This is a genomic window from Amycolatopsis sp. ATCC 39116 (assembly GCF_000231075.2).
GTDB lineage: Bacteria > Actinomycetota > Actinomycetes > Mycobacteriales > Pseudonocardiaceae > Amycolatopsis_E > Amycolatopsis_E tucumanensis.
In genome coordinates this window covers 38081-51821 of record NZ_AFWY03000040.1, presented here as the reverse complement: position 1 = coordinate 51821, position 13741 = coordinate 38081, and the positions used below count along the sequence as shown (strand labels likewise).

The 13741-nt window shown below is 72.4% G+C and carries 17 protein-coding genes; 8 read left to right on the top strand and 9 right to left on the bottom strand.

Going from position 1 to position 13741, the window contains the following annotated elements; genetic code table 11:
• Positions 1 to 5: 5 nt before the first annotated feature.
• Positions 6 to 626, bottom strand: coding sequence for a TetR/AcrR family transcriptional regulator (locus tag AMY39116_RS0330275; protein ID WP_020421359.1), 621 nt, complete (start codon positions 624 to 626; stop codon positions 6 to 8).
• A 76-nt stretch (positions 627 to 702) separates the two neighbouring features.
• On the opposite strand from AMY39116_RS0330275, the gene AMY39116_RS0330270 reads away from it, so the two are divergent.
• A complete protein-coding gene (locus tag AMY39116_RS0330270) occupies positions 703 to 1521 on the top strand; it encodes an oxygenase MpaB family protein (protein ID WP_020421358.1) in 819 nt (272 codons plus the stop codon).
• Here AMY39116_RS0330270 and AMY39116_RS0330265 read toward each other — a convergent pair.
• A complete protein-coding gene (locus AMY39116_RS0330265) occupies positions 1463 to 1972 on the bottom strand; it encodes an Lrp/AsnC family transcriptional regulator (protein ID WP_020421357.1) in 510 nt (169 codons plus the stop codon). The two genes, AMY39116_RS0330270 and AMY39116_RS0330265, sit on opposite strands and share 59 nt — an antisense overlap.
• Positions 1973 to 2065: 93 nt before the next feature.
• On the opposite strand from AMY39116_RS0330265, the gene AMY39116_RS0330260 reads away from it, so the two are divergent.
• The gene (locus AMY39116_RS0330260; RefSeq protein ID WP_027936345.1) at positions 2066 to 2899 is read left to right on the top strand and encodes an LLM class flavin-dependent oxidoreductase; all 834 of its coding nucleotides are present in this window, start codon (positions 2066 to 2068) and stop codon (positions 2897 to 2899) included.
• The gene (locus tag AMY39116_RS0330255; protein ID WP_020421355.1) at positions 2899 to 3330 is read left to right on the top strand and encodes a deaminase; all 432 of its coding nucleotides are present in this window, start codon (positions 2899 to 2901) and stop codon (positions 3328 to 3330) included. The genes AMY39116_RS0330260 and AMY39116_RS0330255 overlap by 1 nt, the downstream gene beginning before the upstream one ends.
• On the opposite strand, the gene AMY39116_RS0330250 is transcribed toward AMY39116_RS0330255, so the two are convergent.
• From AMY39116_RS0330250 to AMY39116_RS0330240, 3 genes are all read right to left on the bottom strand, one after another.
• Positions 3321 to 4436 (bottom strand): MAB_1171c family putative transporter, encoded by a 1116-nt coding sequence (locus tag AMY39116_RS0330250; protein WP_020421354.1) that lies wholly within the window; start codon positions 4434 to 4436, stop codon positions 3321 to 3323. The genes AMY39116_RS0330255 and AMY39116_RS0330250 overlap by 10 nt on opposite strands.
• Before the next feature lie 178 nt (positions 4437 to 4614).
• The gene (locus tag AMY39116_RS0330245) at positions 4615 to 5121 is read right to left on the bottom strand and encodes a hypothetical protein (RefSeq protein ID WP_020421353.1); all 507 of its coding nucleotides are present in this window, start codon (positions 5119 to 5121) and stop codon (positions 4615 to 4617) included.
• A 59-nt stretch (positions 5122 to 5180) separates the two neighbouring features.
• Complete coding sequence (locus tag AMY39116_RS0330240; protein ID WP_020421352.1) at positions 5181 to 5627, bottom strand: hypothetical protein; 447 nt, start codon at positions 5625 to 5627, stop codon at positions 5181 to 5183.
• A 363-nt stretch (positions 5628 to 5990) separates the two neighbouring features.
• Between AMY39116_RS0330240 and AMY39116_RS0330235 the strand changes: the two genes are divergently transcribed.
• Positions 5991 to 7061, top strand: coding sequence for a Gfo/Idh/MocA family protein (locus AMY39116_RS0330235; RefSeq protein ID WP_020421351.1), 1071 nt, complete (start codon positions 5991 to 5993; stop codon positions 7059 to 7061).
• A 49-nt stretch (positions 7062 to 7110) separates the two neighbouring features.
• On the top strand, positions 7111 to 8367 hold the full coding sequence (locus tag AMY39116_RS0330230; protein WP_020421350.1) for an ROK family protein: 1257 nt from the start codon (positions 7111 to 7113) through the stop codon (positions 8365 to 8367).
• Between the two features lie 318 nt (positions 8368 to 8685).
• Here AMY39116_RS0330230 and AMY39116_RS0330225 read toward each other — a convergent pair whose 3' ends face one another.
• Genes AMY39116_RS0330225 through AMY39116_RS0330215 form a run of 3 tightly spaced genes read right to left on the bottom strand, consistent with a single transcriptional unit; the run spans position 8686 to position 10015 of the window.
• Positions 8686 to 8886, bottom strand: coding sequence for a cold-shock protein (locus tag AMY39116_RS0330225; protein ID WP_020421349.1), 201 nt, complete (start codon positions 8884 to 8886; stop codon positions 8686 to 8688).
• Positions 8887 to 8915: 29 nt separating this feature from the next.
• On the bottom strand, positions 8916 to 9119 hold the full coding sequence (locus AMY39116_RS0330220; protein ID WP_020421348.1) for a hypothetical protein: 204 nt from the start codon (positions 9117 to 9119) through the stop codon (positions 8916 to 8918).
• On the bottom strand, positions 9116 to 10015 hold the full coding sequence (locus AMY39116_RS0330215) for an acyl-CoA desaturase (RefSeq protein WP_020421347.1): 900 nt from the start codon (positions 10013 to 10015) through the stop codon (positions 9116 to 9118). Before AMY39116_RS0330215 ends, AMY39116_RS0330220 begins: the two co-directional genes overlap by 4 nt.
• Positions 10016 to 10238: 223 nt before the next feature.
• On the opposite strand from AMY39116_RS0330215, the gene AMY39116_RS0330210 reads away from it, so the two are divergent.
• From AMY39116_RS0330210 to AMY39116_RS0330195, 3 genes are all read left to right on the top strand, one after another.
• On the top strand, positions 10239 to 11345 hold the full coding sequence (locus AMY39116_RS0330210; RefSeq protein WP_020421346.1) for a glycosyltransferase: 1107 nt from the start codon (positions 10239 to 10241) through the stop codon (positions 11343 to 11345).
• A gap of 44 nt (positions 11346 to 11389) precedes the next feature.
• On the top strand, positions 11390 to 11632 hold the full coding sequence (locus AMY39116_RS0330205; RefSeq protein ID WP_020421345.1) for a DUF2630 family protein: 243 nt from the start codon (positions 11390 to 11392) through the stop codon (positions 11630 to 11632).
• Between the two features lie 345 nt (positions 11633 to 11977).
• The gene (locus tag AMY39116_RS0330195) at positions 11978 to 12595 is read left to right on the top strand and encodes an FMN reductase (protein WP_020421343.1); all 618 of its coding nucleotides are present in this window, start codon (positions 11978 to 11980) and stop codon (positions 12593 to 12595) included.
• Here the strand turns inward: AMY39116_RS0330195 and AMY39116_RS0330190 are convergent.
• The gene (locus AMY39116_RS0330190) at positions 12579 to 13739 is read right to left on the bottom strand and encodes an acyl-CoA dehydrogenase family protein (protein ID WP_020421342.1); all 1161 of its coding nucleotides are present in this window, start codon (positions 13737 to 13739) and stop codon (positions 12579 to 12581) included. The two genes, AMY39116_RS0330195 and AMY39116_RS0330190, sit on opposite strands and share 17 nt — an antisense overlap.
• Between the last annotated feature and the right edge of the window lie 2 nt (positions 13740 to 13741).

Sequence of the window (13741 nt, the reverse complement as noted above, 5' to 3'; positions counted from 1 at the left end):
CGGCCTCAGGCGATCTTCGACACGGCGAGGAAGACTTCGGTGCAGTGCTCCACCAGGTCCTCTTCGGACAGTTCGAGGTTGCCGTCCAGCCACGAGGTCAGTGCTTGGGACAGCCCGCCGACCAGCATCTCGGCGAGCAGGTCCAGCCGGGCCGTGGAAGGCATCCCGTAGAACTCGCGGGCCTGCAGGCCGAGCAGGCCGGCGAACCACCGCGCGGACGCGGCGCGCCGCTCGGCCAGCACGGTGTTGTTCAGGCTGGGGGAGAAGAGCAGGAAGCCCTTGCGTGGATCTTCGGCGATCGTGCGGACCAGGCGGCTCAGCCCGGCATGGGTCTTGGCGCGCGCGTTGCCGGGCGCGGACTGGACGGCCTGCAGGGTCGTGGCCGCGATGCCCTCGACCACGGAGTCGTACACCGCGACCGCCAGCGCGTCCCGGTCGGCGAAGTTCTCGTAGAAGTACCGCGCGGCCAGCCCCGCCTCGCGGCACACGCCCCGCACGGTCAGGTTCCGGTCGCCGTCGCGCGCGCCGAGGAGTTCCAGGCCGGCCTCGACGAGCTGGGCGCGGCGCTCGGCCTGCCGGTCCTCGCCCGCGACGCCGCCGTAGGTGCGCAGCGATGTCGATTCCACACCCCCATCTTGACAGGCGCGCGCCGGCCGCGCTGCAATATCTGCGAACATGCGTGAGCAGAATTGGAGACCGACGATGGCCCAGGCTGCCGCCACCCGCCTCGACGACGCGATGATCGGGGCCGGCCTGCTGGCCGGCGGCGCGAACGTGATCATGCAGCTCGCGCACCCCGCCGTCGGCTACGGCGTGTACGAGAGCCGCGTGGACAGCGGGAACCTGTTCAAGCACCCGATCAAGCGGAGCCGGACCACGGTCACCTACCTGGCCGTGGCCGCGCTGGGCACCGACGAGGAGCGCAAGGCCTACCGCAAGGCCGTGAACGCCTCGCACGCGCGGGTCCGCTCGACCCCGTCCAGCCCGGTGTCCTACAACGCCTTCGACCCGAAGCTGCAACTGTGGGTCGCCGCGTGCCTGTACCGCGGGTTCGAGGACGTCTACGAGGCGTTCATCGGGCCGCTGACGCCCGAGCAGACCGAGGAGATCTACCGGAACTCCGCGCGGCTGGGCACCACGCTGCAGGTCAAGGAGGACATGTGGCCCGCCGACCGGCGGGCCTTCGAGGAGTACTGGAACGAGGCGCTGGCCGAAATCTCGATCGACGACAAGGTGCGGCAGCACCTGCTCGACATCGCCGACCTGAAGTTCCTGCCCACCTTCGTGAGCCGCACGCTGGGGCCGGTCAACCGGTTCGTCACCACCGGGTTCCTGCCCGGCCGGTTCCGCGAGGAGATGAAGCTCGACTGGACGCCACGCGACCAGCGCCGGTTCGAGCGGGTGCTCAAGGCGGTCGGACTGGGGGTGCGGCTGTCCCCGAAGCTCCTGCGGGAGTTCCCGTTCAACGCCTACCTCTGGGACCTGCGCCGCCGCCTGCGTTCGGGACGACCGCTGGTCTGACTGCCGGCGGTCCGGCGGGACCGCGCGCGGGCAGCGTCCGCCGGTACACCACGCTCGTCGTCGTGCTCCCGAACTGCGCCAGCTGGTCCGCGACCTCCTCCAGGTGCTCCATCGAGGCCGCCGCGACCTTCAGCGTGTAGCAGTCGTCGCCGGTGGTGCGCAGGCACTCCAGGATCTCGCAGCGCTCGGCGAGCAGCCGGTGCAGCGGCTCGTGCCTGCTGCCCGGGTACTTCAGCCGCACCACGGCGAGCACCGGGTACCCGACCTTGCCGAGGTCGACCTCCGCGCGGTAGCCGGTGATCACGCCCGACGCTTCGAGCCGCTTGACCCGTTCGGTCGTCGCGGAGGCGCTGAGGTTGACCCGGCGGGCCAGCTCGGTCAGCGGCACCCGGCCGTCCCGCTGCAGCTCGGTGAGGATCGCCCAGTCGGTCGCGTCGAGAGTCTCGGTCATAAGCCGAAAATACCGGGAGATCCACGGTGGACGGCCGGGAAGACCGCAAGGAATCGGTGTGCGTGCCGGTGATCGCTGCCTAACCTGGATGCCGTGCGAATCGGTGTGAATGTTCCGAACTTCGGCCCCGGCACGGATCCGGGCGTGCTGCGCGACTGGGGCCGGACGGTGGAGGGCCTGGGTTACGACCTGCTGATGGTGTCCGACCACGTGGCGATCACGGCGGACGTGGCGGAGCAGTACCCGGCGCCGTTCTACGAGCCGTTCACGACGTTGTCCTGGCTGGCCGGTGTGACCGAGCGGATCCGGCTCGGCACCACGGTGCTCGTCCTGCCCTACCGGCACCCGCTGCTGACCGCGCGCATGGCGGCGAACCTGAACGCCCTCAGCGGTGGGCGGCTGGTGCTCGGCGTCGGGGTCGGCTGGGCGCGCCAGGAGTTCGCGGCGCTGGGCGTGCCGTTCGAGCGGCGCGGCGCGCTGACCGACGAGTACCTCGACGCGCTGCGCGAGGCGTGGGCCGATCCCGGTTACCGCACCGCGCAGATCCCGTTGTGGATCGGCGGGAACAGCCCCGCGGCGATGCGGCGGGCGGTGCGGCGAGGTGAGCCGTGGCACCCGCTGCGGTTCGCGCCCGAGTGGTTCCGGTCGGCGACCGGGAAGCTGAAGGCCTTGGCCGACGAAGCGGGCCAGCCGGTGCCGTCGCTGGTGCCGCGGATCGCGCTGCGCCTGACCGGCCGTCCGATCACCGGGGAGCGGCTGGCCGGTGAGGGCACCATCGAGCAGATCGTGGCCGACCTCGAAGAGTTGCGGGTGCTGGGCGCGGAGACCGTGGTGCTCGACCCGTTCAGTGGTGACCCGGCGGAAACGTTGCGGCCGCAGGCCGCGTGGCAGGCGCTGGCGACCGTCCGCGCCCATCTGGAGGGCTGATGTCCGACGACGAGAAGTACTTGCGGCGCGCGATCGAGCTGGCGGGGGAGGCCCGGGCGTCGGGCAACCCGCCGTTCGGGTCGCTGCTGGTCGGTCCCGACGGGCGGATCCTCGCCGAGGACCGCAACACGACGATCACCGACCGGGACATCTCCGCCCACCCCGAGCAGAAACTGGCCCGGTGGGCGGCGCGTGAGCTGGACCCGGAGACGGCGGCCGGCACCACGATGTACACCAGTTGCCAGCCGTGCGGGATGTGCGAGGGCGCGCTGGCGCGGTCCGGGCTGGGGCGCGTGGTGTTCGCGTTGTCCGGTGAGCAGCTGGAGAGCCTGAAGGAGCCGACCGCGCCCGTCGTGGCGAAGCCGGTGCCGCAGGAGGGCCCGTTCCTGTTCGAGGAGGCGCGCGTGCCGGTGGAGGGCTACTACCGCTGAGTGAGCTCGGCGTCCGGCCGGAAGGACCGGACCAGAGCGGAGTCCTGGTGCTCGGCGAGGGTGAGCGCGAAGCCGACCTCGTCGGCCCACTCGTCGCCCGAGCAGTCCTCGCCCGGCGGGGGCGCCGTGCGCGGGTGCGCGCCGCGTCGTTTGGCAGCTTCGGCCAGCGGGAGCCAGCAGGCCGTGGCGAGGGCTTCGGAGCCGGCGTGCGCGCGGGCCGCCGCGAGCGTGGCCGGGGCGACGTAGTCGCGCAGGACCAGGACCGCGTCGCGGATCTCGATGACCCGGCGGTACAGCCGCAGGTCGCTGGCCCAGCGGCCGTTCTCCGGCAGGTGGACCTGCGGCACCGCCGCGACCAGCCGCCGCCACAACGGTTCCAGCCTGCGCAAGGTGCGGCGGTCGTGCACGGACCGGTGCAGCCGCAGCAGTTGCGGCAGGGCCGTGCCGAGCGCCATCACCCACGCGGTGACCGCGACGTTGAGCGGGAACGTCGCGGCCACCCACGGTGAGCGCGTGACCAGGTAGGCGGGCGCGACCAGGCCCCAGAAGACGGTCGAGGACGCGAAGCCGGTGGCGAGCACGTACAGGCCGGCGCGCAGGGGACGGGTCGTGGCGCGGCGGCCGTAGCGGGCGCACAGGACCGCGGCGGGGCCGGTGCCCAGCACGTGCGCGAGGCAGAGCAGCAGCCAGAACAGGTCGAACCACGGCGCGTCCGCCTGGGTGACGCAGGCCGCCGCGGTGGCGCCGGTGTTGAGCAGCAGCAAGGCGGCGCTCACCAGCGCGGCGGCGCCGTAGACCAGCAGCGGGCGGCGGCGGGAGGTGGCGGCGAGGACGAAGTCGAGGATGAGCGCGGAGCTGACCACGCCCCAGACGTTGACCACGATGCCGCACGTGTCGCCGAGCCGGAGCGCGCGGTTGACCAGGCCGGTGACCGGATCGAGGGCGACCGTGATCGAGGTGGCGAGGCTGGCGATCGCGATGAGCATGCGCCGCCGCGGAGGCGAGCGCCGGGCGGCCGGGGCGCGGATCAGCAGCGAGACCCAGAGGAGCAGGGTGCCGGCGACGAGGAGGTCGGTGCTCGCGCTCTGCAGGACGGCCGGGTTCACGGATGGCCTCCACGGCGTGGCGCGGGGCAGTGGCGCGGATCCGGTGCGGTGCTGGGACCGGCGCGGTTGCTGGTAGCGCGACCGGTCGCGGCGCCAGGGACGCTTGCCGGAACCGCCGGGAGCCGGGCAATCCCGCGCAGCACACCGCCTGCTCCCACCGGCCCCGGCCGCGCGCCGGTCACTCCCACGTCCCGCGCAGGCCGAGCGCCGTTTCGAACTCGCGGAGTGCTCCGGTCGTCGTCCAGGTGGCGCGGGCCTGCGCGGCGGTCCGGATGAGGCTCGCGACCAGCTCGGCCTCCTGTTCCTCCTCCGTGGTGTACCCGGTGCGGGTCAGCAGCCGCTCGATCAGGTCCGGCGACAGGTCGGGCAGCACCCGCGCCAACGGGTGCGCCCCGCCGCCGGTGCCGCTGTGGTCGCACAGCAGGTGGCCGATCTCGTGCAGCACGATGTGGTCGCGGTGCACCCGGCTCGTCTTCTCCTCGACGTAGATCACGTCCGCCGTCGCCAGCCGGATCCACGCCCCGCACGCCAACCTGCCGGACCCGGGCGGCAGCGTGCGCACGTGGATCGGGCGGCCGCGCCGCGCCGCGAGGGCGTCCACCAGCGCGGGCACCGAAAACGGCTGGGGCAGCGGCAGGTCGGCCACCAGGGCCTGGCACCGTCGCAGGTCGCGTCGCGTCACCATCGCGCTGCCGTCACCTCCGCTCGCGCGTCGTCCGCGAGCCGGCGCGGCGCCTGCCCGGTCTACGCGCCCGGCTCGTCCTCCGGCTGCTCGGCAGGCGGCCCGAGCCGCTCGATCTTGCGGGCCTCGGTGACCATGGCCAGCAGCGCGTCCAGGGTATCGTCGGACAGCCCGTCCGCGCGCAGCGCGATGGACCGGACCTTGTGGTTGCGCAGCGCCTGCGCCAGCTCGAGCTGGGCGTCGACACGGGAGGTCACCGCGTCGTCCAGGAAGTACTCCGCGGGCACGCCGAAGAACGCCGCGAGCGTGCCCAGCGTGTCCTGCGTCAGGTTGCGCTTGCGGCCGCTGGCCAGCTCCCACAGGTAGGTGCTCGACAGCGTCGCCCCCGTGCGCTCGCGGATCTGCGCCGCGAGCTTCGCGTACCCGGGCCTGCCCTCGGGGTAGAGGGTGGTGATCAGGTGCGTGATCTTGGCGGCGAGTGAGCCGCCCTCCTGCCCGCCCTGGTCCATGAAGTTCCTCGTGCTCGAAGGGATCGTCCGCCTTGGCGGACGGCCGGTGGTCGGCAGCCATTCTGAGTCAGCCGGGAGCCGTTGACAAACTGAGGTGTCCAGCCCCTATTCTGGCCCACGTCATCCGCTGAAGCGGATGCGCGGCCGGCGGGGCCTGGGGGCTCGCCGGCCTTCTTCGTGTCCGGATCCGTTCACCCTGCACGCCCCGCCGGGAAGCGGCTATGATGGTGGAGGCGTCGTTCTCCCAGTGACCCCCAGGCTGGTCGAGGACGACGCCCCTTTTTGCGGCTTGACTTTTGTTCACGGTATGCATTAGATGATTTCAGTAGTGCAGAAGACCTGTCGACAGGGGGAGAAGTGAGCATGCCGTTGCGGGCCGGGATCATCGGCGCCGGATTCATCGGAGCCGTGCACGCCCGTGCGGTGCACACGCTGGGGCAGGACCTGGCCGCGGTGGCGGCGTCCACGCCCGCCCGCTCCCGCGAAGCCGCGGCGGAGCTGGGCGCGCGAACCGCCGTCGACAGCGCCGAGGAGCTGGCGGCCGCCCCGGACATCGACGTCGTCCACGTCTGCACCCCGAACGCCCTGCACGCACCGCTGACCCGCATCGCGCTCGACGCGGGCAAGCACGTCGTGCTGGAGAAGCCGGTCGGCACCAGCAGCGCCGAGGTCGCCGACCTCGTGCGGCGGTGGCGGGACACCGACCGGGTGGTCGCCGTCCCGTTCGCCTACCGCTTCTACCCGGTGGTGCGCGAGGTGCGGGACCGCGTGCGCGGCGGGCCGGTCCGGCTGATCCACGGCGTCTACCTGCAGGACTGGCTCTCCCGCGACAGCGACACGAACTGGCGCGTGCAGGCCGGGCTCGGCGGGCCGTCGCGCGCGTTCGGTGACATCGGGGTGCACTGGTGCGATCTGGCGGAGTTCGTCACCGGGCAGCGGATCGCGCGGGTGCACGCGGTGCTGCCGCGGGTCGTGCCGGTGCGGGCGGGCGTCGAGGTCGACACCGAGGACGCTGCGCTGCTGCAGTTCGAGACCGAGCAGGGCGTGTTCGGGTCGGCGGTGATCAGCCAGATCTCGCCGGGGCGGCGCAACCAGCTGCAGCTGCGGATCGACACGCCGGACACCGAGTACGCGTTCGACCAGCAGGATCCGGAGGTCCTGTGGATGGGCGGGCGCGAGGAGACGCGGATCCTGCACCGCGGCGACCCCGCCCTCGGCGCCGACGCGACCTCCCGCAACCTCGTCCCGGCCGGCCACCCGCAGGGCTACCTGGACTCCTTCACCGGCTTCATCGCCGACGCCTACGCCGCGATGCGCGGCGAAAAGCCCGACGGCCTCCCGACACTGGCCGACGGCGCCCGCGCGACGGCCATCACCGAGGCGGTCCTGAGCTCCGCCGCCCGCCGCGACTGGGTGGAGGTCACGCCCGGCTGAGCGCCGGGCCTGGTACGAATTTCCGGGTAGTGCGAGCGAAGGGACCCCCGTGACCGCAACCATCCCGTCCGACCAGCTCGACGATCTGGTCCTGGTGCTCGACCTGGTGCGCTCCGGCGCCGCGCGGACCCGGCCGGAGCTGGGCAGGCGGTCGGGCCTCGGGCGGACCGTCATCAGCCAGCGTGTCGGTCACCTGATGCGCGCCGGGCTGCTGGAGGACGGCGAGCTGGGGCCCTCCAGCGGCGGGCGCGCGCCGCGGGAGCTGCGGTTCCGCTCCGGCGCCGGGGTGATCCTCACCGCCGAGCTGGGCGCGACCAGCATCAGCGCCGGGCTCACCGACCTCGCCGGGAACCTGCTCGCGCAGCGCACCGAGGCCTCCGACGTCGCCCGCGGGCCGGAACCCGTGCTCGCCCAGGTCGGCGCCCTCTTCGACGACCTGCTGGCCGGCCGGCCGGACGCCGAGGTGTGGGGTGTGGGCATCGGGCTGCCCGGACCGGTCGAGTTCGCCACCGGGCGGCCCAGCGCCCCGCCGATCATGCCGGGCTGGGACGGCTACCCGGTGCGCGACCACTTCGCCCGGCGGCACAACGCACCGGTGTGGGTGGACAACGAGGTGAACGCGATGACGCTCGGCGAGTTCCGGGCGGGCGCGGCGGCCGGGGCGCGGGACTACCTCTACGTCAAGATCGGCACCGGGATCGGCGCCGGGCTCATCTCCGGCGGCCACCTGCACCGGGGCAGCCAGGGGTGCGCCGGCGACATCGGGCACACGGCGGCGCGCGCCGACACCTCGGTCGTGTGCCGGTGCGGCAACGTCGGCTGCTTGGAAGCGCTTGCCGGCGGCGCCGCGCTGGCCAGGGACGGCGAGGCCGCGGCGAAGGACGGCGGCAGCCCCATCCTGGCCGAGCGCCTCGCGGAGAACGGTGTGGTCACGGCGGAAGACGTGGCGTGGGCGGCGCAGAACGGCGACCGCGCGGCGCTGGAGCTGATCCAGCGCGCGGGACGGCTGATCGGCGACCAGCTGGCGATGCTGGTGAGCTTCTTCAACCCGTCGCTGCTGCTGATCGGCGGTGGCGTGGCCGGCGCGGGCGACCACCTGCTCGCCACGATCCGCGAGGTGATCTACGGACGGTCCCTGCCACTGGCGACGCGGGACCTGCGCATCGTGCGCTCGTCGCTGGGCGACCAGGCCGGGGTGGTGGGCGCCGCGTTCATGGTGCTGGACGAGCTGTTCACGCGCGACCGCCTGGCGAGGTGGATCGACGCGGGCACACCGGCCGGGCTGCCGGACCTGACGGCGGCCTGACGGTAGGGGCGGTGAGCCCGCCGGAAGCGGCGGCGGGCCGACGGAGTGGGTCTGGTGGCGGGCGGTGCTGCGCGAGCAGCGTTCCGGAGGCCCGTGCGCCTGCCCGGGGCGGGAGGCGGGTTTGGGGGGCGGCAGCAGATGGTCCGCTCGGGCGGGTGGGCTGTGGCACGCTAGTGGGTGCGCCTGCCTGGCCGCGGCGGGGTTGCTAGGCGGCGCTGGTGATCATTCTGCGTGAGCGGCAATGGACCGGCAGTGCCCGCGAACGGCAACGGGCCGGTCCCCCGTGGGGAACCGGCCCGTTGAACAGTCGCGCGAGGGTCAGACGATGCTGACGCGGCTCGCCTGCGGGCCCTTGGCGCCCTGCGTGATCTCGAAGGTCACCTGCTGGTTCTCTTCAAGGCTGCGGAAGCCGTTGCCGTCGATCTCCGAGTAGTGGACGAAGACGTCCGGTCCGCTCTCCTGCGCGATGAAGCCGAAGCCCTTTTCGGCGTTGAACCATTTGACGGTGCCCTGTGCCATGTGTTTCTCCTTGATATTTTCTCTAACAATCAGAGCGCGGAGGCCGCGCTCTTCGTGGTGAGCCCGAGCATGTCGAGCAGCTCGCGGCAGTCGTGGACGTCCAACGCGTGGTCGGCGACCGTGCGCGCCGCGCGGTGGTTGGCGATCGCCTCGTCCTGCGCCATCCGGGCCCGTGCCTCGGCGATCGGGCCGGTCTCGGGTTGCTGTTCGGAAGCGTGGCGAGCCCAGGTCATGACGATCCCTTCGACGGTGCGGACGACTTCACGGCCAGCCGGGCCAGCCGTTGCTCGGTGGGCCAGCGCACCTGCCAGGCCCAGCCGAGACGTTCGAACGCCCAGATCACCCGGGCGGACACGTCGATCTGCCCGCGGCGCACGCCGTGGCGGGCGCAGGTCGGGTCGGCGTGGTGGGAGTTGTGCCACGACTCGCCCATCGACAGGATCGCCAGCGGCCAGAAGTTGGCCGAGCGGTCGCGACTGGCGAACGGGCGGTCGCCGATCATGTGGCAGATCGAGTTCACCGACCAGGTCACGTGGTGCTGGAACGAAACCCGCGCCAGACCCGCCCACAGGAACCCGGTGAGCGCGCCCTGCCAGGACATCGTGGCCAGCCCGCCGATCAGCGCCGGCAGCAGCACGGACAACGAAACCCAGAGCGGGAACAACCGGTCCACCGCGCGGATGTCGGGGTCCGCGGCCAGATCCGGCGCGAAACGGTCCACATTGGTCCGGTCGCGGCCGAACAGCCAGCCCATGTGGGCGTGCCAGAAACCCTTGGCCAGCGCGGCAGGCGAGGTGCCGAACAGCCACGGCGAGTGCGGATCGCCCGCACGGTCGGAGAACGCGTGGTGGCGGCGGTGGTCGGCGACCCAGCCGATCACCGGTCCCTGCGCGGCCATGCTCCCCGCGATCGCCAGCGCGATCCGGAGTGGACGGTTCGCGCGGAACGCACCGTGCGTGAAGTAGCGGTGGTAGCCGATCGTGATGCCCAAAGTGGACACCGTGTAGAAAGCGGCGGCGACGGCGAGGTCGAGCCAGCTCAGTCCCCAGCCCCAGAACACGGGAACGGCCGCGATCAGCGCGACGAAGGGGATGATCAGGAACGCCCGGATGACCACCATCTCGGTCATCGACGCTTGTTCCGACAGCAACGGCTTGGGGCTCTTCCGGTCCGGGACGACGGAAGTGGGAGAGGTCAAAAAGGAAACTTCTCTCGTGGAGGATCAACCACGAAGGGCCAACCGAAGGGAACGAAACCGGCCCGGTTGCCAGCCTGCGAAAAACTCCCGACAAGAACGACCTTACCCCATCGGATCCGGTACGTCACGATTCCCGGGTGGGAAACTGTTCTTCATGATCATCGTCGGCCTGGTCGCGCTGGTGGCCTGGCTGTGGCTGGCCGCCACCCGGTTCTGGTGCACTGACCAGCGGTTACCGCCCCGCCGGACGCCCGCGGCGTGGCCCTCCGTGGCGGTCGTCGTACCCGCCCGCGACGAGGCCGGAATCCTGCCGGAAACACTGCCCGCGCTGCTCGCCCAGCGCTACCCGGGGCCGCTGAGGCTGATCCTCGTCGACGACGGCAGCGGCGACGGCACCGCCGGCGTCGCGCGCGCCCTGGGCGGCGGCCGCCTCACCGTCACCGCACCGGGTGACCGGCCGCCCGGCTGGACCGGCAAGCTGTGGGCGCTCGCCCACGGCGTCGAGCAGGCCGGCGAGCCGGACTTCCTGCTGTTCACCGACGCCGACATCGCGCACGGCCCGGACTCGGTCACCGCGCTGGTCGAGGCCGCGGGCGAGCGCGATCTCGTGTCCCAGATGGCGCGCCTGCGCACCCGCACCGGCTGGGAGCGGCTGGTCGTTCCCGCTTTCGTGTACTTCTTCGCGATGCTCTACCCGTTCCGCCGGGTGAACGGCCCCGGCCGCACGGCCGCGGCGGCCGGCGGGTGCTGCCTCGTCCGGCGCGTCGCGCTGGAGCGGGCGGGGGGAGTGGCCGCGATCCGGGACGCGGTGATCGACGACGTCGCCCTCGGCAGGCTGCTCAAACGCGCCGGGGGCCGGATCTGGCTCGGCCTGGCCGGCGACGTGCGCAGCGTCCGCCCGTACCCGTCCCTGCGCTCGCTGTGGGACATGGTCGCCCGCAGCGCCTACACCCAGCTGCGGCACTCCCCGGCGCTTCTGGCCGGCACCGTGCTCGGACTCGCGCTGGTGTTCCTCGCGCCCCCGGTCCTGACCCTCGCCTGCGCCGGCCCCGCACGCCTCCTCGCCCTCGCCGCGTGGCTCGTGATGACCCTCACCTACGTCCCGATGCTGCGCTACTACCGGCAGCCGTGGCCCGCGTCGCTGCTGCTGCCCGTCACGGCGACGCTGTACCTGCTGATGACCGTCGACTCGGCCGTGCGGCACTGGCGCGGGCGCGGCGCGGCCTGGAAGGGGCGCAGCTACTCGCGTGGACCGGGTTGATCGCGGGTAGGTTCGGACCCGGACACCGGAACGAGGAGAACACCATGGCCGACCAGGACATCATCGCCAACATCGACAAGCTGATCGCCGAGGAGCACGAGCTGCGGTCGCGTTCGGTCGGCGACGGCCTGAGCGACGAGGACCGCACCCGGATGCGCCGGGTCGAGGAGCAGCTGGACCAGTGCTGGGACCTGCTCCGCCAGCGCCGGGCCGCGCGCGAGTTCGGGGAGGACCCGGACCAGGCGCAGGCCCGCCCGGTCAGCGAGGTCGAGTCCTACCGCCAGTGATGGCGAGGGCGCCGCCGGAACGCCGGTGGCGCCCCACTGTCAGTGCGGGACCTTCTCGTCCCACTCGATGCGGGGATCCCACCTGAACCGGTTCGGTTCGTCGGACCCGATGGGAAAGTGCCGGACCACGCGACCGACCGGTCCGGCCGCTGTCGCGTCGCCGCTCCGCTTGCTCTGCTTGGCCAGCGCCTCGCCCCGGCCTCGGCGCAGGCGCTCGTAGGTCTGGGGTGATCACGCACGAGTCGGCGGCGCGTGCCGAGCACCCGTGACCGCCGGAATATCCGACCCTTCCCAGCCGTTGGCGTATCTAGTTGAACGCACAACTACCTGAGCAGGGTGAGGTCCATGTCCCGCACACTCGTGGTCGTTTCGGCCGGCCTGAGCAGCCCTTCCTCGACGCGGCTGCTGGGTGACCGCCTGGCGCAGGCCGCCGCACGCGAGACCGGCGCCGCGGTCGAGGTCGTCGAGCTGCGCGACCTCGCCACCGACATCGCGAACAACCTGGTCACCGGCTTCCCGAGCCCGAAGCTGGGGGACGCCGTCGAGACCGTCACCCGCGCCGACGGGCTGATCGTGGTGACGCCGATCTTCAACGCCTCCTACAGCGGCCTGTTCAAGTCGTTCTTCGACGTGATCGAGGCCGGCTCGCTGCAGGGCAAGCCGGTCCTCATCGCCGCGACCGCGGGCACCGCCCGGCACTCGCTCGCGCTGGAGTTCGCGCTGCGGCCGCTGTTCGCCTACCTGCGCGCCGACGTCATGCCGACCGCCGTCTTCGCCGCCTCGGAGGACTGGGGCGCCTCCGACGGGCCGGACGGCGACCTGACCGCGCGCATCGAGCGCGCCGCCGGTGAGCTGGCCGCCGCGGTGAGCGGGCGGCCCGCCACGCCGGCCGTGGCCGCGGAGGACGAGTTCGTCCCCTTCGACCAGCAGCTGGCGCGGCTGGGCATCACGTCATCGCGTTGACGCCGGTCAGGTCCCGGCCGATGATCAGCTTCTGCACCTGGCTGGTGCCTTCGTAGAGGGTGAGCACGCGGGCGTCGCGGACGTACTTGCCGACCGGGTACTCGTCGATGAACCCGTACCCGCCGAACACCTGCAGGCAGTTGTTCGTCACGCGCACCGCGGTCTCGCTCGCGTGGTACTTCGCCGCCGAAGCGTCGGTGGCGTACTCCTTCGGCTTCATCCCGGCGTCGGCCATGCGCGCGACCTGGTGGGTGAGCAGCCGCGACGCCTGCACATCCACCGCCGCGTCCGCGAGCAGCTCCTGGACCAGCTGGAACGACGCGATCGGCTTGCCGAACTGCTCCCGCTCGGTCGCGTAGCGGGTGGCCGCGTCCAAGGCCGCCTGCGCCACGCCGACCGCGCCCGCGGCCACCGAGATCCGGCCGCGGGACAGCGTGCCGAGCGCGATGCCGAGGCCCTTGTCGACCTCGCCGAGCCGCGCCGAATCGGGCACGCGGACGTTGTCGTAGGTCAGCTCGGCGGTCGCCTGGCCGCGCAGGCCCAGCTTGCCCTTGATCTCCGTCGCCGTGAAGCCGGGGGAGTCGGTGGGCACCAGGAACGCGGTGATGCCGCGGTCGCTGGTGCGTGCGAAGGTCAGCGCGACCTTCGCCCACGTGCCGTTGGTGATGAACATCTTGCTGCCGTTGATCACCCAGTCGGAGCCGTCGCGCTTGGCGCGGGTGCTCAGCGACCCGGCGTCGGAGCCGGTGCCCGGTTCGGTGAGGCCGAAGCAGCCCAGCGCCTCACCGCTGATCAGCCGCGGCAGCCACTCCTGCTTCTGCTCGTCGGTGCCGTGCGCGGCGATCGTCTTCGACACCAGGCCGAGCGACACCGACACGATCCCGCGCACCGCGGAGTCGCCGCGGCCCAGCTCCTCGGTGACCAGGACGTAGGACAGCATGTCGGCGTCCACGCCGCCGTACCGCTCGTCCAGGGTCAGGCCGAGGAACCCCAGCTCGCCGAGCCGCCGCACCACGGACTGGTCGACGTGCTCGGCGCGGTCCCACTCCCGGGCGTTGGGCGCGATCTCGGCGTCCACGAACTCCGCCGCCATCCGGCGGAAGTCGCGCTGGGTCTCGGTGAGACCGAAATCCCGTGCCAGCATTG

Coding starts and splice junctions, on each gene's coding strand:
- AMY39116_RS0330215 (WP_020421347.1), bottom strand. CDS start 10,015: ATGACCGAGATGGTGGTCATCCGGGCGTTCCTGATCATCCCCTTCGTC.
- AMY39116_RS0330195 (WP_020421343.1), top strand. CDS start 11,978: ATGTCCCGCACACTCGTGGTCGTTTCGGCCGGCCTGAGCAGCCCTTCC.
- AMY39116_RS0330210 (WP_020421346.1), top strand. CDS start 10,239: ATGATCATCGTCGGCCTGGTCGCGCTGGTGGCCTGGCTGTGGCTGGCC.
- AMY39116_RS0330265 (WP_020421357.1), bottom strand. CDS start 1,972: ATGACCGAGACTCTCGACGCGACCGACTGGGCGATCCTCACCGAGCTG.
- AMY39116_RS0330220 (WP_020421348.1), bottom strand. CDS start 9,119: ATGACCTGGGCTCGCCACGCTTCCGAACAGCAACCCGAGACCGGCCCG.
- AMY39116_RS0330245 (WP_020421353.1), bottom strand. CDS start 5,121: ATGGTGACGCGACGCGACCTGCGACGGTGCCAGGCCCTGGTGGCCGAC.
- AMY39116_RS0330205 (WP_020421345.1), top strand. CDS start 11,390: ATGGCCGACCAGGACATCATCGCCAACATCGACAAGCTGATCGCCGAG.
- AMY39116_RS0330235 (WP_020421351.1), top strand. CDS start 5,991: ATGCCGTTGCGGGCCGGGATCATCGGCGCCGGATTCATCGGAGCCGTG.
- AMY39116_RS0330225 (WP_020421349.1), bottom strand. CDS start 8,886: ATGGCACAGGGCACCGTCAAATGGTTCAACGCCGAAAAGGGCTTCGGC.
- AMY39116_RS0330190 (WP_020421342.1), bottom strand. CDS start 13,739: ATGCTGGCACGGGATTTCGGTCTCACCGAGACCCAGCGCGACTTCCGC.
- AMY39116_RS0330240 (WP_020421352.1), bottom strand. CDS start 5,627: ATGGACCAGGGCGGGCAGGAGGGCGGCTCACTCGCCGCCAAGATCACG.
- AMY39116_RS0330255 (WP_020421355.1), top strand. CDS start 2,899: ATGTCCGACGACGAGAAGTACTTGCGGCGCGCGATCGAGCTGGCGGGG.
- AMY39116_RS0330270 (WP_020421358.1), top strand. CDS start 703: ATGGCCCAGGCTGCCGCCACCCGCCTCGACGACGCGATGATCGGGGCC.